Origin of the sequence: Hymenobacter metallicola, assembly GCF_004745645.1 — a bacterium.
Classification (GTDB): Bacteria; Bacteroidota; Bacteroidia; order Cytophagales; family Hymenobacteraceae; genus Hymenobacter; species Hymenobacter metallicola.
The window spans coordinates 220,980-245,386 of record NZ_SRMB01000001.1 but is presented as its reverse complement, the minus strand read 5'-3'; the positions used below and the strand labels follow the sequence as shown (position 1 = coordinate 245,386).

The window sequence follows — 24,407 nt, the reverse complement described above, 5'->3', positions numbered from 1 at the left end:
CTTTCTATTTTCATGACTCCTCTCCGCCTCATCTTCATGGGCACGCCCGAGTTTGCCGTGCCCACGCTCGAAACCCTGCACACCTGGCCCGGCTGCGAAGTGGTGGCCGTTATTACGGCGCCCGATAAGCCGGCGGGCCGGGGCCGGCAGCTGGCCGAGTCGGCGGTGAAGCAGGCAGCCGTGGCCCGTGGCATTCCGGTGCTGCAACCCACCAACCTGAAGTCGCCCGAGTTTCAGGCGGAGTTGCACGGCTATGCCGCCGATTTGCAGGTGGTAGTGGCCTTCCGGATGTTGCCCGAAGCGGTGTGGAACATGCCCCGCCTGGGTTCCATCAACATTCACGCCTCCCTGCTGCCCCAGTACCGCGGGGCGGCACCTATCAACTGGGCCCTGATTCACGGAGAAAAGGAAACGGGCGTTACGTCTTTCTTCCTGCAACACGAAATTGACACCGGCAACCTGATTTTCCAGGACGTGGTGCCCATTGCCGACGAAGACGACTTCGGTGCTTTGTATGAAAAGCTCAAAGCGGCCGGCGCCCAGTTGGCCTTGCGCACCGTGCAGGCCATAGCCGCCGGCACCGCGCCCAGCATTCCGCAGGCTACCGGCCAGGAACTCCGCTCGGCGCCCAAGATTCAGAAGGAAACCGGCCGCCTCGAGGTGCAGCAGCCGGCCGCCACGCTGGTGAACCTAGTGCGGGGCCTCTCCCCCATTCCCACGGCTTTCACTCAGCTGCCCGATGGCCGCACGCTTAAAATCTTTACGGCCCGGGCCCTGGACGAGGACTCGGCCGCACCCGGCTCCTGGACCACCGACGGCCGCACGTATTTGCGGCTGCAAACGGGTCAGGGTCAGCTCGACCTGCTCGACGTGCAGCTGGAAGGCAAAAAGCGGCTGCCCGTGGTCGAATTTCTGCGGGGTTTCAACACTGCTGTTCTCAACCCTTCTGCCGTATGATAGCCGTAGTAGTTGCCGTAGCCGATAACGGCGTCATTGGCCGGGACAATCAGCTGATCTGGCATTTGCCCGACGATTTAAAGCACTTCAAGAACATCACCCTGAACCACCCCATCATCATGGGGCGGCGCACCTTTGAGGCCATTGGCCGGCCCCTGCCCAAGCGGCGCAACATCGTCGTGACCCGCCAGACCGACTGGCAGGCCGAGGGGTGCGAGGTGGCCTTTTCGGTGCCCGATGCGCTGGCAATGGCTCATGCTACCGATGCAGACGTCTTTGTTATCGGGGGCGGAGAAATCTACCGCCAGACCCTACCCACGGCCGATACCGTGTATCTAACCGAGGTGCACCACGATTTTGAGGGAGACGTGGTTTTTCCGGAACTCTCGCCCCTGGAATGGCGGGAAGAAGCCCGGGAGCGGCACGAGCCCGACGATAAGCACGCCTACGCCTTTAGCTTCGTAACGCTTCGTCGGCGGTAGCCAGCGGAGCCGAAGCTGATTGTGCCGCGCTGGGGTTTACGGCCGGTTGGCCCGGTCGAAAGAAGGTAGTATAGAGCCACTGCGCCAGCCGGATACCGGGCAAGTCAACCAGCCGGTACATAGCGTAGGATACCAGGGCCAGCACGGGCACGGTGGCCAGCACCGTGAGGCCTACGCTGGCGGCGTAGCTAAAATGGTTGTACAAGGCCAGGAAAACGGCGCTGGAAAATGAGCCCAGCACCAGAAAGTGCACCAGATAAAGTGAAAACGAAACCGCGCCGAGCCCCCGCAGCCAGCGGCCAGCCAGCAGGCGTTGGAGGCGGGGCCAGGCAACTACGGCCAGCAACAGGCAGGCAGCGCCGGCCAGGTGCCACACCTGAATAGCCCGCTCACTACCCAGCCAGCTGGGCTGCAGAAAGCGGTACATTGTATTTTCGACCCGAATCAGCTCGGCGGTGGGAAACGAGCCCAGCAACACGCCGACTGCCAACAGGCCCAGCCCCGGCCAGGGGCCGGCCGGTAACTTGCGGGAACCGTGGTGGCGCCAGTCGTTGAGCCAGACGCCCAGGATAAAGCCGGTGTAGTAAAAGTTCAGCTCGGATACGGCCAGAAACAGAATTGCCACGCTATACACTGCGCCGCGGTGACGCACGGCCCCGAACAAGGCCAGCAGCGTGAAGACCACAAACGAGCCAAACAGCTCGATACTCAGCGTCCAGAACACGGGGTTGTAGCTCGACTCGCCGCCGAGCGGAATACCGACCACAAGGTCGTGGAGAATCTGCTTGGCGCCCGGCAGCTCGGCCCAATATTCCCCGAAACGCTTGGCGCCGGTGATTTCGGCTACTTCCGTATTCTGATACGCCCCGGCCACCCACAAAGCCAAGGCTACCAGCGCGGCAAACGTGACGGGCAGCATCAGGCGCACGTAGCGGCGGCAGGCCTGGGAGCGAAGCACTTCCAGCTGCCCCGTGCGCCAGAATTTCTCACTGAGCACCAAGCCGCTTAACACAAAAAACAAGCAGACGGCAAAGTTACCCCCAATCAGAATGTTGGCCGGGCTACTGGCAATACCAACTTCCACCCCCTGCCCCAGCCGAGCCGAATAAGGGTCGCCGGACAGCAGCGTGGGGTAGAAAAAACCGGCTAGGTGGTGCACCACTACAATGGCCGCCGCCAAACCACGCAGACCGTCGAGGTAGCCCAGGGTGTGCGGTGAAGAAGACTGAATTGCTGACATGCAGGAAATGTCGTTGTTGAAATGCGTGCCTATCAGGCTTTAGCGGAGCAGTACAAGCTTTCCCCAGCCGTTCTTGAAGGCCTGGTCGGCCGCGGTGGCCCGGTGCTCGAGCTTCTGCTCGCCCTGGTCGAGCACGACCCGGTAGAGATACGTGCCGTTGGCCAGGCGCTGGCCGTACTCGTCGGTGCCCTCCCAGCGGTAGGCACTGATGTTGTGGCCGATGCGCACCGGGCCCAGCTCCTCGAGCAGGATCTGGCGCACGACCTTGCCCGTGAGCGTGAGAATCTGAATCTTCAGGTTGCGCGGCACCTGCTGGCCGGTCAGGGTGAAGACGAACTGGGCCGAGTGGGTGATGGGGTTGGGATAGGGATACACATGCGTGATGCTGGCCGCGTTGACAACCTCGAAGCTGACCTGGTAGCTGCTGGCCCCGGCCGCGCGCCCGGTGGCGTCGCGGCCCTGCACCTGCAGCGAGTAGTGGCCGTCCTCGAGCGGGGTGCTCAGCCCGGGCTCGTACTCGAGCTGGGCCGTGCCCTTGGCCGGGTCGGCGCGGAAGCGCACGTTGGCCCCGTTCAGGTTCACGGGCTGGGCCGCCCCGTTCTGCTTGGTCAATACCACGGAAAACGCAGTGCGGTCGGTAATGGGCCGCAGCTTGTCCTCATCGGTGAGCAGCACGGTGATAATGGGCCGGGGCGAGACGATGTCGCCGTTGAGAATGTGCTGCCCGTCGAAAGCCACATCCAGCACCGGCGGCACGCTGCGGTCCTCCACCCGGAAGGTAGGCAGCGTCAGCTCGTTGTTGAAGTAGTAGAGTTCGGGCAAGCGGCGCCCTTGCCGGTTTACATTCAGCGTGACCGAGCCGGTGATGTCGCCAAACAGCTCCAACACATTCAGGGTCGCCTCAAAGCGCACGGCCGCGTTGGTCCCGGGCGAGGTAAGGTCGATTTCCTGGGTGCTTTCTTTCGTGGCGCTGCGCAGGGTGAAGACGGCCGTGAGCGGGGTGCCAAACGGCAGACCTGCCACATTCTGGAAGATGACGGGCACTTTCACCTGGCCCGTTTCGGTGGCCTGCTTGGCCAGCCCGGCCGCCTCATAGGCAGCGGGCTGAGCGGCCAGCACCGAGTCGCGGCGCACCACGCCCTCGGGCACGCCTACATACGTCACCAGCAGCTGCTCGACTTGCGGAGCCGTGCGGGTCTGCTCGTCGCGCAGCTCCAGCTCCAGCTGCAGGTACGGGTACTCCTTGGCCGAAATACCCGCCAGGGAATACGCCGGGTCCTTGACGTTGATGGCCAGTACGCGGGAGGTGCCGTCGGCACTGATTCCAACCAGCTTCAGCGTATAGCTGTCGGATGCTTCGGTGCGGATCGTGTGCTGTAAGCTGGTCCACTGCTGGGCCGGGCCAATCCGCGTCGAGGTAAGCGTACCGCTGCTGCCCGATGCCGCTAAAATTCCGTTCAGCGTTACCACCTGATTGCTACGCGGTACCGGACTGTTGCTATCAGCCGTGGCCTCCTGGGCTACGGGCGCCCCGGCTACTTTGTGGCTAAACAGGACGTAGGGGTCACCATCTTGCAGCATCCCAACCTTCTGGGCGCCCAAGGCTGCAATAGCCGCTTTCAGGGCCGGGGAAAACGAAGTGAAATCGACTTTGTTGATGGAAACCAGCGCTACGTAAGCCCCCGCCGGAACGCGGCTCAGCAAGGCCAGCAGCTGGGCCTGACGGGCGGGCGTATTGATGTTATCCGTGGCGCTGAGGGCAAAATGGTAGTAGCGGTTGGTTGCCGCCCCGCAGGAGTCGTAGGGACCACCGCCCAGGGTGCGCAAGGGCCGCAGGGTGCTACCGTCGAAGACGCTGACCAGCATGTTGGGAAAGCCAATGCCACAATCCACGGCATCGACGGGCTCATTACCCAACCGAATACCGTAGCCTGGCTCGTAGGTAACGCCGCCCGTGCCCCCACCCCGGGTCGACAACGCCAGGCGTTGGGTAACCTCGCTGAAGCTCCACTTGCCCGAGGGCGCCGCCACGGCTACCTGCTTCAACTCGTCGCGCCGGAACTGCCCGTGGTGGCTCTGCGACCAGCCGCCGGTGGTACCGCGCACCACCCGGAACGAGCTGACGCTCCATTCGTTGGTTTCGTCGGGGGTAAGCTTGGTTTCGAAACGCATGCGCCAGTACCACACTACCCCGTCGCGGCCCGCCACCTGCGGCAGCTGGGGGCGCCAGTCGGCCAGCAGCGGGGCCTGTACCTTGGTCCGCTGCAACCAGGCGCTGTTGAACGTCGGCACCGTATCGAGCTCCAGCTCAAAGCCCCGCGGGGGCCCGGCCGGGTCGTTGGTCTGGCCCACGAGGCGTACGCTGCCGGGAGCCACTAGGGCAAATTCCGGCGGGTTGAGCAGGCTGATGCCATCCTGCAGAAACACGAAGTCGACCTGCGCCTGGTTGTTGCCCTCATTCAGCTCCTCAATCCGGTTCTGATAGTCGAGCTTGACGGTGAAGGTGCTGTTGCCAAATACCTTGGCCGGGCTAGCCGGGTTGGGCAGCGTGAAAGTGTACGTTACCTCGTCGGTCGTGGTGGGCGCCGCTTCGCTGCGGATGTAGGTATCGGGGGGGCGGTTGTCGGTGGCCGGGCCGTCGTATTTGCGCTCAATCAAAAAATCCAGCCGGTCAGAAGTGAGCTTGCCCGTGTTTTTGACCCGTACTACCAGGGTATAGCTCGTTGACTTGGCCCGCACGGGGTCCGGGCCAACGGGCTTGATTTCCAGGGCAGGAGCCCCGAAGGCATAGTCGGGCTTGAGCAGCGAATACAGGCGCAGGGCCGGATCGGCGTGCCAGGTCGTGGTGAGCATGTTGCTGATGGCCGAGGGTTCGGTGCGGCCCGCGCGCTGCAGTTGCCGCACGGCCTCGTTCTGGGCTTCCGCCACCGACCGGCCGTACCATGTGGCATCGTTCAGCAGCAGGTCGTACATCTTGGTCTGCAACACGTGCACGTTATCTTCGAAACCAGTGCTGGATTCCGACATAAAGCCAATCAACCCTTTCTGCTCGGCAAACAGCCAGCTCTGCGGATACGTCGCCCGCAGCCCGCGGTAGGCATTGCCGGCCGCGCAGCCATTCACGAACATTACCGGGTATTTGCCCCCGTTGTTGTACCCGTTGGAGGCATTGTTGATGTCGCCCAAATCGAGCTGAAGCAAGTCGGCGCCGCCGTGCCCGAAGTAGGTAATCAGACCCAGACCGGCATTCAGCTCGGCGGCAATGTTCTTGGTCGTAACAATACCGGCCGTGCTGAATGTGTTGATGACTTTGCCCCCGAACAGCGGCTTCTCAATCTGCCGCTTGTACTGCTCCAGGTAGGGGGCAAATTGTCGAAATTCGCTCTCCGTCTTGGCGCCCAGCAGGTTCAGAGCATTCTTGCGCCAGGGCTGGGTTTCCAGGGAGGCGTCCAGCTTGCTTTCGTACTCCTTCAGCTTGTTCAGGTAGGCCAGCACCTCGGCGGGGGTAGTAGCGGCCAGGCGGCCCGTGGCCATGCGGGCGGCATAGTCGCCGCGCGACCAGTCGGCCGTGAAAAAGGCATCCGAGGCGCCTTCGGTGCTGGTTGGTACCAGGTCGTGAGCCAGCGGGTCGCCGCTTCTGAGCAGGTAGCGTTTTGGCTGGTTCCGGTAATAGAAAATAAAGTAGTTGCGGTTGGGAGCCGTCGAATCGATGGCCTCGCCGGCCGCCACCCCGTGGCCCAGCAGCAGCAGCGACTTCGGACGCGCATCGGTGAGCATGAACTGAGCAAACTGCCGGACGGCCAGGGCCGACTTTTCCCCGTAGTGAAACTGGTCGTAGAGCTCTTCACTGGTCACGACCAGCGGGCTGAAGCGGGCCGCGCGGTAGGCGGCGTAGTCACTCACGGGGTCGCTCGAGCCGGGGGTGGGCTTCATCAGCGCGGCGCTGCTGACAATCAGAAAATTGTAGGCAGCCGGCGCAATAGCGCGAAATTGCACCCGATGCGCCGGCAGCGGCGTGCGGGCCCAGGCCAGGTCGGAGAGCAATAAGCGGCGCGTGGCCTGGGGCGTAGCACTGGGAAAGACGAAGCTGCGCCGGCTGCCGCTGCCGCTGCCTTCGATGCGCTGCACATTGTAGGGGTCCGTCACGTCGAAGCCGCGGACGGTAGCGGGCACGTTCTCCAGCTGGTAGAAGGCGGCCGCCGAGCCCAGGGTCGAATCATTGGTAAAGGGCACGTCGCGCCGGCCGGAAGGCCAGCCCGCTGCCGACGGGTAAATCAGGCGCTGGTAGACCATGCGAAACCAGTTCCGGCTGGCCGGGTTTACCGCGTTGTTGATGTCCACTATCATCCCGACAAACCCGTTGGGGTAGACATCAGAACGAAGAAACGGGTAACTCAGCTTGCGGGCTTCAAAGCCTTGCAGGACTACGGCGGGCCCCAGGGGCCGCACCACAATGGTAGTGGCGGTAGACGAGGTTTGCTGGGCCGAAACGGTCAGCTGATGTGGGCCCGAGCTGGCCCCGGTCAGCAGCATTTCCACCCGCGGAGCTGGTCCGCCGGCCGGGAGCATGTCCGACAGCGTATCGGGCTGCCAGGCAAACATTCGGCTCGGGTCGTTGCTGCCCCCGCCCTTACCGTAGCTGTAGGACATAAACCCTTCCCCGGCCTCGCCCCAGGGCTGGTACACTTTGTCGTCCTCATTTACGCGGCTGTACCGCTCGTTGCGCGCCCACAGCCGGTTCTTGAGCCAGTACGGATGGGCCCCGCCCGTGGGCGCTACGCTCGAAGAAGCCATGCGCTTCACCGGTCCGGTGGCCGCCCAGGTCAGGAAATAAGAGGCTGTGTCGGTGTAAAGGCTGTAGTGCTTCTGGTAATGGTCGGCGGGCGTTTTGTACATGCCCGCATCCAGGGCCCCATCGTTGCGCTGCCCGTAGAACTCGATGTAGGTTGTCGGTCCTAACGTGGTGGGGTTGTCCGGCCCGACAAAAATGGCGACTTGCTTACCCCGACGCCAAAGCTGGAAGCGTTGGGGGCTCACCCCGCTGATGCCGGCCTGGGTCAGGTAAGCGTAGTCGAGGCGGTAGATTCCGTCGCGGCTCACCTTAATCTTGTAGTACTGCTGGCTGGGCACTATCCACTCGTTGCCATACGGCCCCGACTGCGCCCGGCTCGGGCTAGCCAGCAGCAGTGCTCCTACCCAAACACCCAACCAGCACAGGAGATACCGAATGTGGTAAATATCTGTCATATACGTTGTAAGCAAGCCTCAATAGTACCACAAAGAAAAACAGGCAGCCGGACTTGGCTGCCTGTTTTTAGCATTTATAACTCAGATAAGTTAGCGGAGCAGTACAAGCTTCCCCCAGCCATTCTTGAAGGCCTGGTCGGCCGCGGTGGCCCGGTGCTCGAGCTTCTGCTCGCCCTGGTCGAGCACGACCCGGTAGAGATACGTGCCGTTGGCCAGGCGCTGGCCGTACTCGTCGGTGCCCTCCCAGCGGTAGGCACTGATGTTGTGGCCGATGCGCACCGGGCCCAGCTCCTCGAGCAGGATCTGGCGCACGACCTTGCCCGTGAGCGTGAGAATCTGAATCTTCAGGTTGCGCGGCACCTGCTGGCCGGTCAGGGTGAAGACGAACTGGGCCGAGTGGGTGATGGGGTTGGGATAGGGATACACATGCGTGATGCTGGCCGCGTTGACGACCTCGAAGCTGACCTGGTAGCTGCTGGCCCCGGCCGCGCGCCCGGTGGCGTCGCGGCCCTGCACCTGCAGCGAGTAGTGGCCGTCCTCGAGCGGGGTGCTCAGCCCGGGCTCGTACTCGAGCTGGGCCGTGCCCTTGGCCGGGTCGGCGCGGAAGCGCACGTTGGCCCCGTTCAGGTTCACGGGCTGGGCCGCCCCGTTCTGCTTGGTCAATACCACGGAAAACGCAGTGCGGTCGGTAATGGGCCGCAGCTTGTCCTCATCGGTGAGCAGCACGGTGATAATGGGCCGGGGCGAGACGATGTCGCCGTTGAGAATGTGCTGCCCGTCGAAAGCCACATCCAGCACCGGCGGTACGCTGCGGTCCTCCACCCGGAAGGTAGGCAGCGTCAGCTCGTTGTTGAAGTAGTAGAGCTCGGGCAAGCGGCGCCCTTGCCGGTTTACATTCAGCGTGACCGAGCCGGTGATGTCGCCAAACAGCTCCAACACATTCAGGGTCGCCTCAAAGCGCACGGCCGCGTTGGTCCCGGGCGAGGTAAGGTCGATTTCCTGGGTGCTTTCTTTCGTGGCGCTGCGCAGGGTGAAGACGGCCGTGAGCGGGGTGCCAAACGGCAGACCTGCCACATTCTGGAAGATGACGGGCACTTTCACCTGGCCCGTTTCGGTGGCCTGCTTGGCCAGCCCGGCCGCCTCATAGGCAGCGGGCTGAGCGGCCAGCACCGAGTCGCGGCGCACCACGCCCTCGGGCACGCCTACATACGTCACCAGCAGCTGCTCGACTTGCGGGGCCGTGCGGGTCTGCTCGTCGCGCAGCTCCAGCTCCAGCTGCAGGTACGGATACTCCTTGGCCGAAATACCCGCCAGGGAGAAGCTGCGGCTGGTCACATTCGGGTACCACACTTTGGTGGCACCCAGCGTGTCAATGCCGACTACGCGCAGGGTGTAGCTGTCGGATGCTTCCGTGCGAATGGTATGGTGCACGGCGGTCCACTGCTGGGCCGGGCCAATCCGCGTCGAGGTCAGTGTGCCGCTGCCCTGCTTGGTCCCGATGGTACCGGTCAGCGTAATGACCTGGTTCTGGCGGGGTACCGCGCTATTCAAGTCAGCCGTTTGCTCCTGCGCGGCTTGCCCGCCGGGGCCCTTCTGCCCGATGAAGGCATACGGGTCCCCATCCTGAAGCTGAGTTATTTTCTGAGCTCCGAGGGCGGCCAAAGCGGCTTTCAGCGGCGCGGGGAAAGAGGAGAAGTTTACTTTATTAACCGACAGCACCGTGACGTAGGCCCCGCGGGGTATGTTGGTTAGCAGGCTGAGCAGCTGCTGCTGGCGGGCCGGCGTGTTGATGTTGTCGGTGGCCGAAGCGGCAAAGTGGTAGAATCGGTTGGGCGCCGTGCCGCAGGAGTCGTAGGCGCCGGCCACGTTGCGCAAAGGCTTCAGGGTGCTGCCGTCGAAGACGCTGACCAGAATATTGGGGAACGACACCCCGCACCCCAGCACCGACACCTGGCTGTTGCCGACCTGTAGCCCGTAGGAAGTCTGAAACGTCACATCGGAGCCCGTGCCACCACCCGCGGTTTGCAGGGTCAGGTTCTGGGTAATATCACTGAAACTCCACTTGCCCGAGGGCGCTGCCACCGTCAGGTTCTGCAGCTCGTCGCGCCGGAACTGCCCGTGGTGGCTCTGCGACCAGCCGCCGGGGCTGTTCGGAATCATGCGGAACGAGCTGACCACCCACTCGTCGTTTTCCTCAGGGGTAAGCTTGGTCTCGAAGCGCATGCGCCAGTACCAGACCACACTGTCGCGGCCGGCAATAACGGGCAGGGTCGGGCGCCAGTCGGCCAGCAGCGGGGCCTGAATGCTGGTGCGCTGCACGTAGCGGCTATTGAAGGTTAGGGTCGTGTCGACTTCCAGCAGGAAGGTGCGCTTAGGGCCGACCGGGTCGTTGGTTTGGCCTACCAGCCGGGGCTTGGGCGTCGAGACAATGGCAAACTCCGGCGGGTTGAGCAGGGTAATGCCTTCCTTGATAAAGGCAAAGCTGGTAGTAGCCTGGTTGTTGGCTTCGTTGAGCTCATCCACGCGGTTGCGGTAGTCGAGCGTAACGGTAAACTGGTTGGTACCAAACACGTTGCCCGTGTTGCGCAGCACCAGCACGTAGGTCGTATCGCGCAGCACCTCCCGCAGGCCGGTGAAGGTGTAGGTCGTATCGGGCCGGGCGGGTTGGGTGTTGCTGTCGTACGCGCGCCGCACCGAAATATCCAGCTTGTCGTAGGTTACCTTGCCGGGGTTGCGCACCTGTACCAGCAGCTTGAAGCTCGGGGAGTTGGCGCGCACCGGCTGGGTACCCACGGGGGCAATGGTCAGGGCCGGGGCTCCGAAGGCGTAATCAGGCTTGTTAGGCGAATACAGGCGCAGGGCCGGGTCGGCGTGCCAGGTCGTATTCATCAGCTGGGCGTGGCCCAGGTCACTGTTCAGGGCGCCGTTTTGCAGGCGGCGGGCCGTTTCGTTCTGAATTTCGGCCACCGGCCGGCCATACCACTGCGGGTCGTTGAGCAACAGCTGGAAGGTTTGCTTCTGCTGAATGTGCAATTCTGACTCGAAGCCGAAGCTGGACTCCGACATAAAGCCGATCAGGCCTTTTTTGGCCACCAGCAGCCAGTCTTCCGGATACAGCGCGTTGTAGATGGTGTAAGTGTTGCCGGCCGCGCAGCCGTTCACGAACATGACCGGGTACTTGCGGCGGTTGTTGTAGCCCTTGGCCGGCTCGGTGCGGATGTTGCCCAGGTTCAGGTCCAGGTAGGTATTGGAGCCGTGGCCGAAGTAGTTGATGATGGCCAGGCCCTCGTTCAATTCCTTGCTCACGTTGATATCCACGGGCAGGCCCGGGTCGGTGCGGGAAATGGTGCGCACCACGCGCCCCCCGAACAGCGGGCTTTCAATCTGACGCTTGTACTCGTTCAGGTACTGCTCAAACTGGGTAAACTGGTAGGCATCCTCGCCCCCACCCAGGTGCAGGGCATTCTTGCGCCAGGCCAAGTCGGGCGAATCGGGCAGACTGATAATTTCCTCGTGTTCCTTGAGCTTGTTCAGATAATCAAGCACTTCCCGGGGCGTCTGGGCCGAAATCCGGCCGGTAGCCATGCGGGCCGCATAATCGTCGCGGTGCCAGTCGGCGGTGAAAAACACGTCCGAGGCCCCGCGGGTGCTAGTGGGCACCAGGTCACGAACGGTGGGCGAAAACCCGACGGGGTCTTTGCGGTGGTAGAGGTTGCCATTGCCGACCTCCCCGGTAATGAGCCCCTTGCCCAGCAGCAGCAGGTATTTCGCCCGGTTGTTGGTGAGCATAAACTGGGCAAACTGCCGGATGGCCAGGGCCGACTTTTCCCCGTAGTGAAACTGGTTGTAGAGCTGGTCGGTCGTCACCACGAGCGTGTCGTAGCGCCCCCCGGCCGTGGAAGCGCGGTATTTGGCGTATTCGCGCACCGGGTTGAGCGTGTCGCCGGCCGGCTTCATCAGGGCCTGGTGGCTCACGATAAGAAAGTTGTGCGCGGCCGGGGAAATGGACCGGAAGCGGATGCGCTGGGCAGGCTGCGGAACCAGGGCCTGGGCCACGTCGGCCAGAAACAGATTGCGCGCCCGGGCGCCGGCTATGGCTTGCGGAAACACGTAGCTGCGCTTGCGGCCGGTGCCGGCAATGCCCTCGATGCGCTGGATGTTGTAGGGGTCCGTCACGTCGAAGCCCCGCACGGTAGCCGGAATACTGTCGAGCGTGTAGTACGCCGCCGAGGAGCCCAGCGTGGAGTCGTTGCGGAAGCTGATGCTGCGCCGGTTGGCAAACCAGCGCGCGGTTTGCGGGTAGGTGACTTTCAAATAAGCCAGGCTGACAAAGTTGTTGTCGTTGCCGGGCGTAGCGGCCGTTACTACTTCAATCAGCATGCGTACCTGCCCGTTGGCTTTCACGTCGGTGCGCTGCAGGGTTTCCACGATTTTGCGCTGCTCAAAATTCTGCAGTACAAACGTGCGGAACACCCGCCACTGGGTGGTGCCTTCGGGCTGCACGTACAGATTCACGGTGTGGGGCGTGGCACTGGCGCCTACCACCAGGGTTTCGAGCACCGGCAGCGGCCCGCTTCCGGCCCGGCTGACGACGGAGTCGACGGTGTAAACATCCCCGGGCTGCACATTGCCGAAGTTGTCGCGCCCCTTGCCCCAGTGCTTCGACAAAAAGCCTTCCCCGGCTTCGGCCCAGGGCTGGTATACAAAGGAATTCAGGGCTACGTCGTTGTAGCGCTCGGCAATAATATTGAGGCCGGGCTTGCTCCAGTAAGGGTGCGCGCCGCCTACCGGGCCCACGGCGGGCTGGGCCATGCGGCGCCCGTTGGCCGTAGCCGACCAGGTCAGGAAGTAGGAAGCCGTGTCGGTATAGAGACTGTAGAGGCGCTGGGCCTGGTCGGCGGGGTTCTTATACATGCCCCGGTCCAGGGCTCCGTCGTTGCGCTGCCCGTAGAACTCGATGTAGGTCGAGTTGTCCATCACCGTCGGGTTGTTGCCACCCACGTAAATGGCCGTTTCCTGGCCCCGGCGCCAGAGCTGGAAGCGTTGGGGGTTCACCCCGCTGATGCCGGCCTGGCTCAGGTAAGCGTAGTCGAGGCGGTAGATTCCGTCGCGGCTCACCTTAATCTTGTAGTACTGCTGGCTGGGCACTATCCACTCGTTGCCATACGGCCCCGACTGCGCCACCGCCATGTTTCCGCCCAGGAGCAAAGCGCCCAGCAGAAAGGTAAACCAGCGCAGCATGTTCTGGAGTTGGTAAGGGTGTGTCATATACGCGTGTACACGGGTAAAAGAAGCTCGGGCCGACCAACACCAAAGTGGGCCGGCCCGTTCAGTTCAGGTTACTTAAAGCCGTAGCCCAACGACACGATAACGGAATTGGTCGAGCCCTGGTCGCCTACTTTCTCGATGGCCAGGCGCGTCAGAGCCATGTCCAGACGCAGGCCGCTGAAGGCCACCCCGACTCCCAGGCTGGGCTGGGGGCGCCAGCCGCCTTTGCCGTCAAATGACTTGGCCGCGTCGATCTTCTGAAAGTTGCTCACCCCGCCGCGCAGGAAAATCAGGTCTTTGTAGCCCAGCTCCACCCCGGCTTTAGGGTCCACGCTCACGGCGTTGCTCGACAGCAGGGTGTTGCGCTTGCCGTCGGTGGTCATTTCCAGGTCGAGGGCGGCCAGGGCCGTGAGCTGGCCGGGGAGCTTCACGCTGCGGCTTACGCCCAGGATGAAGCGGGGCAGGGTGATTTCGGTGCTGTTCGAGGGAATGGAGTCGGTGCTGTTGGCCGTGCCCTTGAACTCCTCGGCGTTGATCGACCAGGCGTTGAACGTGGTGGTAATGTCGCGGGCCATCAGGCCCATGCGCCAGCCGCCCCGGTCGTACTGCACGCCGGCGTCGATGCCAAAGCCCCAGGCATTGCCAAACTTGCCCACGTTGCGGTAGATAATCTTGCCGTTACCGGCCAGCTTCAGGCCCTCGATAGCGCCAATCTTGCGCGCGTACGACAAGAGCAGGGCGTAGTCGGCCACGGAGAAGTAGGTGATTCGGTCGTAGGAAATCTGGCCGTACTCGTTTACCAGGGCCCGGGTGTCGGCAATGTCGTCGACGCCGACGCGGATGAGGCTGGCCCCAATGGCACTTTGCTCGTCCAGGGGCATGGAAAAGGCCGCGTAATCGTTTTTGACGATGCCCGAAAACAGCTCCGAGTGCATGAGCACTCCGTCGTACTTGGTTTTCTGGTTCAGTAACCCCGCCGGGTTCCAGTAGCCGGCCGTGGCGTCACTGGCCAGGCTGACCTGCACGTTGCCCATACCCAGGGCCCGGCCCCCTACCCCAATGTTGAGAAAGTCGTTGCTGTACTTAGGAGTCAGGTCCTTGGATTGGGCCAGGCTCGTGGTGGTCAGGCCCAGGCCCAGACCAGCTCCGAGCAGTGCGGGAGCTATGCGGGAGAAGTGCAGCATAGAGATGAATGAATAGAAACGGGTTTAGTTCGCAGCAGCAACGCAAGATACTTATTAATAGTGCGCTGTTGCGTTTTGGCTTTCTGTGCGCTCGAGCTTTGCAAGTCTAAAATCGGCCTTAGAGCCGCAAAAAGGCTGTTTTTCAAGCTCTATCTACTCCCCTGGCCCGTGCTTTGGATTGCGGTTGGCAAAAGATTTTCGTTTCAGCCAGAGCTATGTAATACCTAGTACTAAAAATTATTTTGACAAGTACCTTGCGTCGCATAGTACCTTCTATTATCTTTGTTTCATTCTTCACCGATTTCTGCCACAGCCCATGAAAGTAGAGAACACCCAAGTGCAGATGCGGAAGGGCATCCTGGAGTTCTGCATCCTGGAAATCATTGCCCGCGGCGAGGTGTATGCGTCGGACATGCTCGAGGAGCTCACCTCCGCCCGCATGATTGTAGTGGAAGGCACGCTCTATCCACTGCTGACGCGCCTCAAAAATGCCGGCTTGCTTGATTATACCTGGAAAGAGTCCACCTCCGGACCGCCCCGCAAGTACTACACCCTCACCCAGGACGGGCAGGAATTCCTGCATCAACTGCGCCTGACCTGGGAGGAAGTGCAGGATTCGATCCGCATCATCCGCCAAAAGCCTCACCTCAATGGCGCCGCAACCCCAACGCCCTAGCGGCACCCAGTTGGCCCGGACCATTCCTCCATTCGAGAAATCTTGATTTGCAGCACTGAGATGAAAAAGAATATCAGCATCAACCTCCAAGGCCTCATCTTCCACATCGAAGAAGATGGCTACGACGTACTTAGCCGCTACCTGGCGGAAGTAAGGGCGCACTTTTCCGGCTACCGCGGACACGAGGAAATCGTAGCCGACATCGAGGGCCGTATCGCCGAGCTATTCGCCGCTCGCACGTCCTCCACCAAGCAGGTCATCACCCTGGAGGATGTGCAGGAGATGGTCGGCAAAATGGGCCGCGTCAGCGACTTCCAGTCGGCCGACGACGCCGAGGAAGAGGAAGAAGCCCTGGCTGGCGGCCCCGAGGTGTACACCAACTACGCCAAAGCCGGCAACGCCGCCGCGGCCGCCGCTGCTAGTGCCGACACCGACACGGAGCCCAAGCGCCTGTACCGCGACATGGCCAACCGCAAGATTGCGGGCGTCGCTGCCGGTATTGCCCGCTACTTCGCCGTCAATCCGCTCTGGATTCGGCTGGCTTTCCTGGGCCTGCTGATCTTCCCCCCCATTGCCTTCGATGACCACCACAATGACTTTGGCGGCAACGTGGCTGGCTTCTCCCTGATTGCCTACATCATTCTCTGGATTGCCCTGCCTAAGAAATACGACGCGACTTCCTCCGACGAGGACCCGACCTTCAAAAAGCTCTACCGCGACACCGACAACGGGAAAGTCGGCGGGGTATCGGCCGGTCTGTCGGCCTACTTCAAGGTGGATGTGGTGCTGATTCGGGTCTTGTTCGTGGCCTTCGTCTTCGCCGGCGGCTTTGCCATCCCGCTCTACATCGTGCTCTGGATTCTGCTGCCCGAGGCCAAAACCGTGTCCGACCGGATGCGGATGCGGGGCGACACGCTGACGCTTTCCAGCCTCGACAGCAACCTGCGCAACAACTCCTTTGATGCCGACGCCGACGCGGCGGGCAACAACCGCCCCGTGGGCACCTTTCTGGAGAACTTCTTCCGTAACGTGCGGCCCCTGCTCAACTTCATCGGCTCGGCCTTGCGCATCTTCATTGGCGTGATGATGACCGTCATTGGCTTCGGCATCCTGCTGGCCCTCATCATTGCCCTGCTCATCGGTGTCGGCCTGATTCCCGAAACCCAGAACTTCGTGCTCGGTGATGTGCCGGCCTACGTGCTGCTCAATGGCATCCCCGGCTGGGCCATTCTAGCCTTCTTCCTGGTAACGGCTATTCCGCCCCTGGCCATGATGCTGGCCGGCCTGGGTCTGCTGCTGCGCCGCTCGATTTTGAGCCGCACAGCCAACCTGACCATGTTTGGCCTCTGGCTCCTGGGCCTGGTGGGCTCGTCCATTGCCTTTGCCCGCATCAGCCACGACTTTCAGGAGGAAGGCCAGGCCGTGCAGAATCAGAGCTTCCCCGCTCTTTCGGCCGCGCCCAGCATCTACCTCGACGCCCGCAAGCTGGACCGTCCCTCCGACCAGTGGGTGAGCGTGGACTTGGCCGCGGCCGACAGCGGCGCCGTGCTGCAGGTCGATAAAACCTTCTCGGCCAACGGAGCCACGGAGGAAGAAGCCCGACAGACGGCCGTTAGCTCTGTGGCCTATGTCGTACGTCAGAGCAACGACACATCCCTGGTTTTCGACGACCACTTCAGCTTCCGCTCGGGGGCTAAATTCCGGGGGCAGGACCTGCACCTGCTCGTGCACCTGCCCCGCAACAAGACGTTCCGCCTCGGCGAGCAGTTTGCCTACATGCTCGATGACGAAAACTTTGTGAACGACCAGCGCCCCAAAGATCCTCAGAAGCACAGCTACCGCCTGCGGGGCAACCAGCTGGAGTGCATCGACTGCAGCGGCGACGACCTGCAGGACACCTTTGGCTCCTTCGACGATGAAGACCAGAACGACAGCGAGAACGAGGATATGGAGTCGGATAGCACCGACACGACGCTGAACGTGGACACGGGCGACGAGAGCTACCGCATCCGCGTCAACACCGACGATGACGAGGACGGCAACCCCAGCATCGACATCGACATCGACGAAAAAGGCTTCTCCTCCGACCCCAGCCGCTACGGCTCCTCGCGGCGCAGCTTCAACCTGCAGAATTTCCGCACGATTCAGGCCAGCGGCGCCTACCGCGTGTTTGTTCGCCAGGGCTCCGAGTTTAAGATTGAGGCCGCCGGCGACGAGCGGGATCTGAACAACCTGCGGGTAGACACCGACGGCGACGAGCTGGTTATCCGCAACCGCACCAGTTCCTCGTTCTTCCGCAACCTGCGCAACAACCGCCCCGTCCTGATCCGGGTGCAGATGCCTACCCTGTCGGACCTGTCGCTGACCGGGGCCTGCCAGGCCAACGTGGCCGGCTTCCGGGATGAAACCCTGCGCGTGCAGCAGTCGGGGGCCAGCCACGCCACCCTGAACGTGAATGTACCCCGCCTCGACCTGGACATGAGCGGCGCCTGCAAAACCAACCTGGTAGGTACCGCCAACGACCTGAACGTGGAGGGCTCGGGCGCCTGCCAGGTACAGGGCCTGCGCATGACAACCCAAACTGCCGACGTCGACATGTCGGGCATGAGCAAGGCCCGGCTGAAAGTAGCCGACCGCCTGCGGGCCGAGCTGAGCGGGGCCAGCCGCGTCGAGTACGCCGGCTCGCCCAACAAGGTGCAAAAGTCGGTGTCGGGTTCCTCCCGGGTTACCCGCCTATCGGGTCAAGACCAAGACAACGAGTAGCCTATCTGCCAGCAGATACTTACTCCCATACTCAGGGTACTGAGCCTCTAGTTGCTCGACTTCATGCCCGTATCATGTTGCCAGTCCTAGCTTTGGCACAATTATTAAGAACATAAAAAAAGCCGGCCAGGCAACTCTTGTCACCTGGCCGGCATCTTTCCCGCAACGACACGAGAAAATGGGTTTACTTATTGGTGAGTGAAAAGGTGACCCGGAGGAAGTCCTTTTGCCTGGCCGAGCTGCAACAGGTAGGCAAAGGCTTCCTCATACTCGTTCCGAATCTTGCCATCCAGAATAGCCTCTAGTACGGCTTCCTTCAGCTCGCCCACTTCGCGGGAGGGCTTCAATCCAAAGGTTTCCATGATGACTTCCCCGGTAATGACGGGCTTGAAGTTGCGTAGATGATCCTTGGCTTCTACTTCCCTTAGCTTGTCTTCCACCAGCCCAAAGTTGCGCAAGTAGCGCTCTTTGCGCTGGTGGTCTTTGCTTGTAATGTCGGCCCGGCACAAGAGCATCAACCGGTCGATATCGTCGCCGGCCTCGAACAGCAGGCGGCGCACGGCCGAGTCGGTCACAGTTTCCTTGACCAGGGCAATGGGCCGCAGGTGCAACCGTACCAGCTTTTGCACCATGCGCATCTCCTCGCCCTGGGGCAGCTTCAGGTCAGTGAAAATGCCGGGCACCCAGCGGGCCCCCTTGTCTTCGTGGCCGTGGAAGGTCCAGCCTACCTTTTTGTCGTAGCGCTTGGTCGCCGGCTTGGCAATGTCGTGCAGAATGGCGGCCCAGCGCAGCCACAGGTCGCCGCCAGCGGCCACCACGTTGTCGAGCACCTGCAGGGTGTGGTAGAAGTTGTCTTTGTGGGCGTGCTGCCCCACTTTCTCGACGCCGTAGAGCTGGGCCATCTTCGGAAAAATCAGCTGCAGAAGGCCCGTCTGAAACAGCAGCTTGAAGCCGTAGCTGGGCTTAGCGGCCTCGATAATTTTGTTCAACTCGACGGTAATGCGCTCCTGCGACACAATCTTGATGCGGTCCTTGTTGCGAGCTATGGCGTCGAAGGTATCGGGCTCGATGTCGAAGTCGAGCTGGGTGGCAAAGCGTACGGCCCGCATCATGCGCAGCGGGTCGTCGGAGAAGGTAATGTCCGGGTCGAGCGGCGTGCGGATGGTTTTCTGCTGCAGGTCGCGCATGCCGTCGTAGCGGTCTACGAGCGCACCGAAATCCTGGGGGTTGAGGCTCAGCGCCAGGGCATTGATGGTAAAGTCGCGACGGGCCAGGTCTTCCTCCAGGGTGCCGGCTTCTACTTCGGGCTTGCGGCTCTCGGCCCGGTAGCTTTCCTTGCGGGCTCCCACAAACTCCAGCTCAATGGTTTCGGTGGGCAGCATGGCCGTGCCGAAGTTCTTGAACACCGTCACCCGGGGCTTGCCCGGCAGCTTGCGGCCCACGGCCTGGGCCAGCTTGATTCCGTCGCCCACGCACACCACATCGACATCCTTGCTGGGTCGGCCCAGGGCCAAATCCCGCACAAAGCCCCCGATAACGTACGCCGGGTAGCCTAGCTCACCGGCGGCCTCGGCAATAGTTTGGAACAACGGGTCGTCGGGAAGTTGAGGAGTATTCATACGCAATGCTGACAGGTCAAACGGCCGCAAAGGTAAGGAGCCGAGGTGCCAATGTGGTTGAAAGTGCTAACGGGCTGTTAATGTGCTGAAGGGGAAAAACGTGCGCAGGTGCTGGAGTCGTGTCCTGGCGAGCCGCGCGAAGCCATCCGTCCGCTGAAATGTGCTCAGCCTTCTAAGGGGAAAAGCCCTTTACTCCGGCTGGAATAAAGGGCTTTCTGGGTAAAGGCCATTCTGTACTGCGCAGCGGACGCATGGCCACGGCTGCTTGGTGCGCGGAATGTCGTACTTCCTCGCCAGCACCGACCATTAGTACATCAGCACAGTACCAATACGCTACTCCCGGATTACCTCCAGCCCGCCGTCGGGTAGCACCCGGACGATGCGGGAAGGTTGAGAGCGGGTTTCGTCGTCCTGCCGCCAGTTTACCACGTAGTCGGCGGCCCGCACCACGGCCGGACTGATTTCCGAGTAGATAGCGGCCGTAGGCTCGCCGCTAATATTGGCGGAAGTGGAAACCAAGCCGTGACCCAGGCGGCGCACTACCTTGTGGGTAAATTCATCCTGCTGCACTACCCGCAGGCCGATGGTGCCATCGGGGGCCAGCAGGTTGGGCGCCAGGTGGCGGCTGCCTTGCACAATGTAGGTAGTAGGGCGCTCTTGCGTGGCCAGCAGCTCCGCCAGGTGGGGCGGCACCACGGCAGCGTACTTGGCAAACATGGCCTCATCGGCGACTAGCACGATGCAGCCCTTCTCGGCCGGCCGGTTCTTGATCTTGTAGATCTTTTCCACCGCCGGCGGCACCTCGGCGTCGCACCCCAGGCCCCACACCGTGTCGGTGGGGTAGAGAATAACCTGCTGCAGCAGCAAGGCATCCACGGCCGCATCGACCTCCTGGCGAAAGAAATTACTGTTCGTATTGCTATTCATGGTCGGTGGGGGGAATAGATTGGCAGAGCTCTACCAGTACGCCGACGGCGCTTTTGGGGTGCACAAAACACACCAGCTTGTTATCGGCGCCGCGCTTGGGTTCCTCATTTAATAAGGTGAAACCCGCCGCCCGCAGCCGCTGCATTTCGGCCCGGATATCGTTTACTTCGAAAGCCACGTGGTGAATGCCTTCGGGTTTCTTGCTTAGGTACTTGGTGATGGCACTATCGGGGGAGGTACCGGCCAGCAGCTCAATCTTGGAGCCGCCCACTTGAAAAAACACCGTATCGACGGCTTCGCTGGCCACATGCTCCTTTTTGTAAGGGCCCTGACCGAGCAGCGTTGTGTACAAGGCGGTGGCGGCTTCAAGATCGTGTACGGCCAGGCCTAAGTGCTCCAGATTGGTAAACATGAAAGTTGGGGTGGGAAGCTGGTGAACTCTATTTGGAATATATCTACTTTTGTGGGGCAAAGTAAAACCTGTTTACCGGTTTTTGTGTTCTACCTGCGAATCATTCTCCACTAGGATTCGCCCCGCTTACTCTGGTTTTTCGCTGATTTACATACTCCGAGCCATGCTCAAGCTACCTATTTACCTCGACAACAACGCTACCACTCCGCTGGACCCACGCGTGTTGGAGGCCATGATGCCCTACCTGACTGAGGTGTTCGGCAATGCCGCTTCTCGTAACCACCCCTTCGGCTGGGCTGCGGAAGAAGCCGTTGACTATGCGCGGGAGCAGATTGCTTCGCTCATCAACTGCGACCCGAAAGAAATCATCTTCACCTCGGGCGCTACCGAGTCCGACAACCTGGGCATCAAAGGGGTGTTTGAGATGTACGCCCAGAAGGGCAACCACATCATTACGGCTACCACCGAGCACAAGGCGGTGCTGGACACCTGCAAGCACATCGAGAAGCTGGGTGGCCGCGTAACCTACCTGCCCGTTAACGAAGAAGGCCTGATCAGCCTCGCGGACCTGGAAGCGGCCATGACGCCCCAGACCGTGCTGGTAACGATTATGTACGGCAACAACGAAACCGGTACCATTCAGCCGATTCGCGAAATTGCCGCTATTGCCCACAAGCATGGCGCCCTGTTCATGACCGACGGCACGCAGGCCGTAGGCAAGATTCCGGTTGACGTTATTGCCGACGGCATTGACCTGATGGCCTTCACGGCCCACAAAATGTACGGTCCTAAAGGCGTCGGTGCCCTGTATGTACGTCGTAAGAACCCCCGGGTGAAGGTGACGGCACAGATGGATGGCGGCGGCCACGAGCGGGGTATGCGCTCCGGTACGCTGAACGTTCCCGGCATTGTAGGCCTGGGCAAGGCCTGTGAGCTGGCCCGTCTGGAAATGGCTGCTGATACGGCTCGTCTGTCGGCCCTGCGCGACAAGCTGGAGCGCGAGCTACTGACGTTGGAAGAAAGCTACGTGAATGGCTCGCGCGAGCACCGCCTACCCCACGTGACCAACATTTCCTTTAAGTATGTGGAAGGCGAAGGCCTGATGATGGGCGTGAAAGATCTGGCGGTATCGTCGGGCTCGGCCTGTACGTCGGCTTCCCTGGAGCCTTCCTACGTGCTCAAGGCCCTGGGCTTGAGCGACGACCTGGCCCATAGCTCCCTGCGCTTTGGTCTGAGCCGCTTCACGACGGAAGAGCAAATCGACTATGCCATCAATCACGTAAAAGAAGCCGTGACCAAACTCCGCGAAATGTCGCCCCTGTGGGAGATGTTCAAGGAAGGCATTGACCTCAGCAAGATTGAGTGGGCTGAGCATTAATTTTTAGCGCTTAGAATTGAAAGCCAGAAACCAAGTTTTTGGCGTTAGGTCTAAGTTCTGAGTTCTAAAATCTGACATCTAAATTTCTTCAAAGCCATGGCTTACTCCGATAAAGTTATCGACCATTACAGCAACCCCCGCAACGTGGGCACGCTGGACAAAAGCAAAAAGAACGTAGGCACCGGTCTGGTGGGCGCTCCTGAGTGCGGCGACGTAATGCGTCTGCAGATTGAGGTAGACGAAACGACCAATACCATCACCGACGCCAAGTTCAAAACCTTCGGTTGCGGTTCGGCAATTGCTTCTTCTTCCCTGGCCACCGAGTGGCTGAAGGGCAAAACCGTTGACGAGGCCCTGGCCATCGACAACATGGAAATTGTGGAAGAACTGGCGCTGCCCCCCGTTAAGATTCACTGCTCGGTGCTGGCTGAAGATGCCATCAAGTCGGCCATCAACGACTACCGTGTGAAAAACGGCATGCCCGCGCTGGAGGAATCGAAGTCGCACCACTAGTAGCTACCGAGTCCGTCGAAGTGAGAAGTTGGTCCCGTTGGGTGGCCCGGCTTCTCACTTCTGAGTTCTACCCTCTCCCTTCTAGTTCATGGAAGTATCGCCCGATATTCACGTTGAGAGCAGCCGCATTCAGAAGCAGATCGAAGACCATCTGGGCATGGGCGCGGGCAACCTGCTGTTCGAGTTTCGCCAGGTAGACGGCCTGGTGCGCCTGGATTTGATTACGGTCAATCCGCGGCACCACCAAAGCTTTCTGTTCCGCTACGAAGAGGGCTACGACAAGCTGGATGCTCTGCGCAAGATGCTGACCTACGTGCAGCGCCTGCGTGACACGGAAAGCTCGTACACGATTCAGTGGCGGGCCCACGGCGAGAAAGAGTTGCAGACTTCCTATTTCCGGGCGCACAATGCCTACGAGGCGCTCGACAAGCTCTATTACGGGCGCGACCTGAATACCATCACCGTGTTTAGCGTCGTACTAAACCCTTCTTCCTAATTGATTGTTGATGGGGCGTAGTTGATTGCTTGACGCAAGTCGCAGTCGGTCCGCTTCACACTCAGCCAGTAACTTGCCATGATTACCGTTTCTGATAAAGCCAAGGAGAAAGTAGAGCGTCTGATGTCGGATGCTCAGCTTGACGATACCTACCGCCTTCGTGCGTCCGTAGCGGGGGGCGGCTGCTCGGGCCTGTCTTACAAGCTCGACTTTGATAATGAAGTGAAGCCTATGGACCAGGAGTTCGAGGACAAAGGAGTCCGCGTCGTGGTTGACATGAAAAGCTTCCTTTACCTAGCTGGCACCCAGCTTGACTTCTCGGACGGCCTGAACGGCAAAGGCTTCTTCTTTGACAACCCGAATGCCTCGCGCACCTGCGGTTGCGGGGAAAGCTTCTCGGTATAGAGCAGTACCTTACTTGCTGTCGCCAACAAAAAGGCCCCTCCACTTAGTGAAGGGGCCTTTTTCGTTAGCACTTGCGGTTTTTCTATTTGCGCATAAATCGTTGCACGGCCCGGTCGCGCCCGGTTCCGGTTTCCAGAAAGTAGTTGCCCTCCAGCAAACTCTGCACACTGACAGCGCCAGAAGCCGGCACGATGCCTTGCTGCAAGGTTTGCCCCAGGCTGTTGTAAATCCGGAAAGGCGTACCGACCACCGCCGCCGGCAGATTAAGTACGTCGTAGGTAGGACTGGGGTAGACCGTAGTCAGCAAGGGTGCCACTACCCGCACGGGCGAGTACGAAAAGCTCCCATCCTGGTCGACCTGCTGCAGGCGGTAGTAGCTCAACCCAGCCAGGGGCTCCGTATCCTGGGCAGTGTAAGCTGTGCTTTTGCCGGTAGTACCAGTGCCGCGGACTGTGGTGATGGTCGTAAACTCTTGGCCGTTGGTGCTGCGCTGCACATTAAACCGGTCGTTGTTCTTTTCACTGGCGGTAGTCCAGTTCAGCTGCACTGCTCCTGATTGGCGCGTGGCATCAAAGGAGGTAAGCTCAATGGGCAGGGGGCCGTTGCTACCGACACGCACATCATCAATAAAAATGGCCGTCTTGTTGGTCGCAGACATGAATATCTGTACCTGAACACTCGTTATGGCGGCGCCGAAATTTATTCGAACAGTGGAATATCCAACTCCCCCGGATGTCGGAACAGTACCGGCATTGGTTAGATCATTAGGTGAAGTAGAAATTGTGGGTGAAGCCGGGGCGGCATTTATGGCAGCTGCCGGGGCGGCAACACCGCCAGCAT

General features: G+C 61.0%; 16 protein-coding genes. 8 read left to right on the top strand and 8 right to left on the bottom strand.

Features of this window, described 5'->3' with window-relative positions:
- Positions 1-12 precede the first annotated feature (12 nt).
- The gene (gene fmt / locus E5K02_RS01065) at positions 13-957 is read left to right on the top strand and encodes a methionyl-tRNA formyltransferase (protein ID WP_135391459.1); all 945 of its coding nucleotides are present in this window, start codon (positions 13-15) and stop codon (positions 955-957) included.
- Entirely contained in the window at positions 954-1,439 is a 486-nt protein-coding gene (locus E5K02_RS01060) for a dihydrofolate reductase (protein ID WP_135391458.1), read from the top strand. The genes fmt and E5K02_RS01060 overlap by 4 nt, the downstream gene beginning before the upstream one ends.
- On the opposite strand, the gene E5K02_RS01055 is transcribed toward E5K02_RS01060, so the two are convergent.
- From E5K02_RS01055 to E5K02_RS01040, 4 genes are all read right to left on the bottom strand, one after another.
- Positions 1,411-2,679: an acyltransferase family protein gene (locus E5K02_RS01055; protein ID WP_135391457.1), complete on the bottom strand. Its 1,269-nt coding sequence runs from the start codon at positions 2,677-2,679 to the stop codon at positions 1,411-1,413. The two genes, E5K02_RS01060 and E5K02_RS01055, sit on opposite strands and share 29 nt — an antisense overlap.
- A 39-nt stretch (positions 2,680-2,718) precedes the next feature.
- A complete protein-coding gene (porU2, locus tag E5K02_RS01050) occupies positions 2,719-7,926 on the bottom strand; it encodes a putative type IX secretion system sortase PorU2 (RefSeq protein WP_135391456.1) in 5,208 nt (1,735 codons plus the stop codon).
- A 90-nt stretch (positions 7,927-8,016) separates the two neighbouring features.
- Complete coding sequence (gene porU2, locus E5K02_RS01045) at positions 8,017-13,194, bottom strand: putative type IX secretion system sortase PorU2 (protein WP_135391455.1); 5,178 nt, start codon at positions 13,192-13,194, stop codon at positions 8,017-8,019.
- Positions 13,195-13,265: 71 nt separating this feature from the next.
- A complete protein-coding gene (locus E5K02_RS01040) occupies positions 13,266-14,378 on the bottom strand; it encodes a putative type IX sorting system protein PorV2 (RefSeq protein WP_135391454.1) in 1,113 nt (370 codons plus the stop codon).
- Positions 14,379-14,694: 316 nt separating this feature from the next.
- Here E5K02_RS01040 and E5K02_RS01035 point away from each other — a divergent pair, with 316 nt between their 5' ends.
- Together E5K02_RS01035 and E5K02_RS01030 are read left to right on the top strand one after the other, a co-directional pair.
- Positions 14,695-15,054 carry a PadR family transcriptional regulator gene (locus E5K02_RS01035; RefSeq protein WP_135391453.1) on the top strand — a complete coding sequence of 120 codons (360 nt, stop codon included), beginning with the start codon at positions 14,695-14,697 and terminating at the stop codon, positions 15,052-15,054.
- Positions 15,055-15,114: 60 nt separating this feature from the next.
- Positions 15,115-17,817, top strand: a complete 2,703-nt coding sequence (locus E5K02_RS01030; protein WP_135391452.1) for a GIN domain-containing protein — start codon at positions 15,115-15,117, stop codon at positions 17,815-17,817.
- A 188-nt stretch (positions 17,818-18,005) separates the two neighbouring features.
- Here E5K02_RS01030 and E5K02_RS01025 read toward each other — a convergent pair whose 3' ends face one another.
- The 3 genes from E5K02_RS01025 to mce all read right to left on the bottom strand — a co-directional run bounded on the left by E5K02_RS01025 (position 18,006) and on the right by mce (position 20,775).
- Complete coding sequence (locus E5K02_RS01025) at positions 18,006-19,436, bottom strand: CCA tRNA nucleotidyltransferase (protein WP_135391451.1); 1,431 nt, start codon at positions 19,434-19,436, stop codon at positions 18,006-18,008.
- 333 nt (positions 19,437-19,769) lie between these two features.
- Positions 19,770-20,363 (bottom strand): L-threonylcarbamoyladenylate synthase, encoded by a 594-nt coding sequence (locus tag E5K02_RS01020; protein WP_135391450.1) that lies wholly within the window; start codon positions 20,361-20,363, stop codon positions 19,770-19,772.
- A complete protein-coding gene (gene mce, locus E5K02_RS01015; protein WP_135391449.1) occupies positions 20,356-20,775 on the bottom strand; it encodes a methylmalonyl-CoA epimerase in 420 nt (139 codons plus the stop codon). The genes E5K02_RS01020 and mce overlap by 8 nt, the downstream gene beginning before the upstream one ends.
- A 163-nt stretch (positions 20,776-20,938) precedes the next feature.
- On the opposite strand from mce, the gene E5K02_RS01010 reads away from it, so the two are divergent.
- The 4 genes from E5K02_RS01010 to E5K02_RS00995 all read left to right on the top strand — a co-directional run bounded on the left by E5K02_RS01010 (position 20,939) and on the right by E5K02_RS00995 (position 23,567).
- Positions 20,939-22,153 (top strand): IscS subfamily cysteine desulfurase, encoded by a 1,215-nt coding sequence (locus E5K02_RS01010; protein ID WP_135391448.1) that lies wholly within the window; start codon positions 20,939-20,941, stop codon positions 22,151-22,153.
- 96 nt (positions 22,154-22,249) lie between these two features.
- Positions 22,250-22,666, top strand: a complete 417-nt coding sequence (gene iscU, locus E5K02_RS01005) for a Fe-S cluster assembly scaffold IscU (protein WP_135391447.1) — start codon at positions 22,250-22,252, stop codon at positions 22,664-22,666.
- Between the two features lie 88 nt (positions 22,667-22,754).
- The gene (locus E5K02_RS01000) at positions 22,755-23,162 is read left to right on the top strand and encodes an RNA-binding protein (protein ID WP_135391446.1); all 408 of its coding nucleotides are present in this window, start codon (positions 22,755-22,757) and stop codon (positions 23,160-23,162) included.
- Between the two features lie 78 nt (positions 23,163-23,240).
- Positions 23,241-23,567, top strand: a complete 327-nt coding sequence (locus tag E5K02_RS00995) for a HesB/IscA family protein (RefSeq protein ID WP_135391445.1) — start codon at positions 23,241-23,243, stop codon at positions 23,565-23,567.
- A gap of 82 nt (positions 23,568-23,649) precedes the next feature.
- On the opposite strand, the gene E5K02_RS25415 is transcribed toward E5K02_RS00995, so the two are convergent.
- Positions 23,650-24,225, bottom strand: a complete 576-nt coding sequence (locus tag E5K02_RS25415) for a T9SS type A sorting domain-containing protein (RefSeq protein ID WP_167856235.1) — start codon at positions 24,223-24,225, stop codon at positions 23,650-23,652.
- Positions 24,226-24,407: the final 182 nt, after the last annotated feature.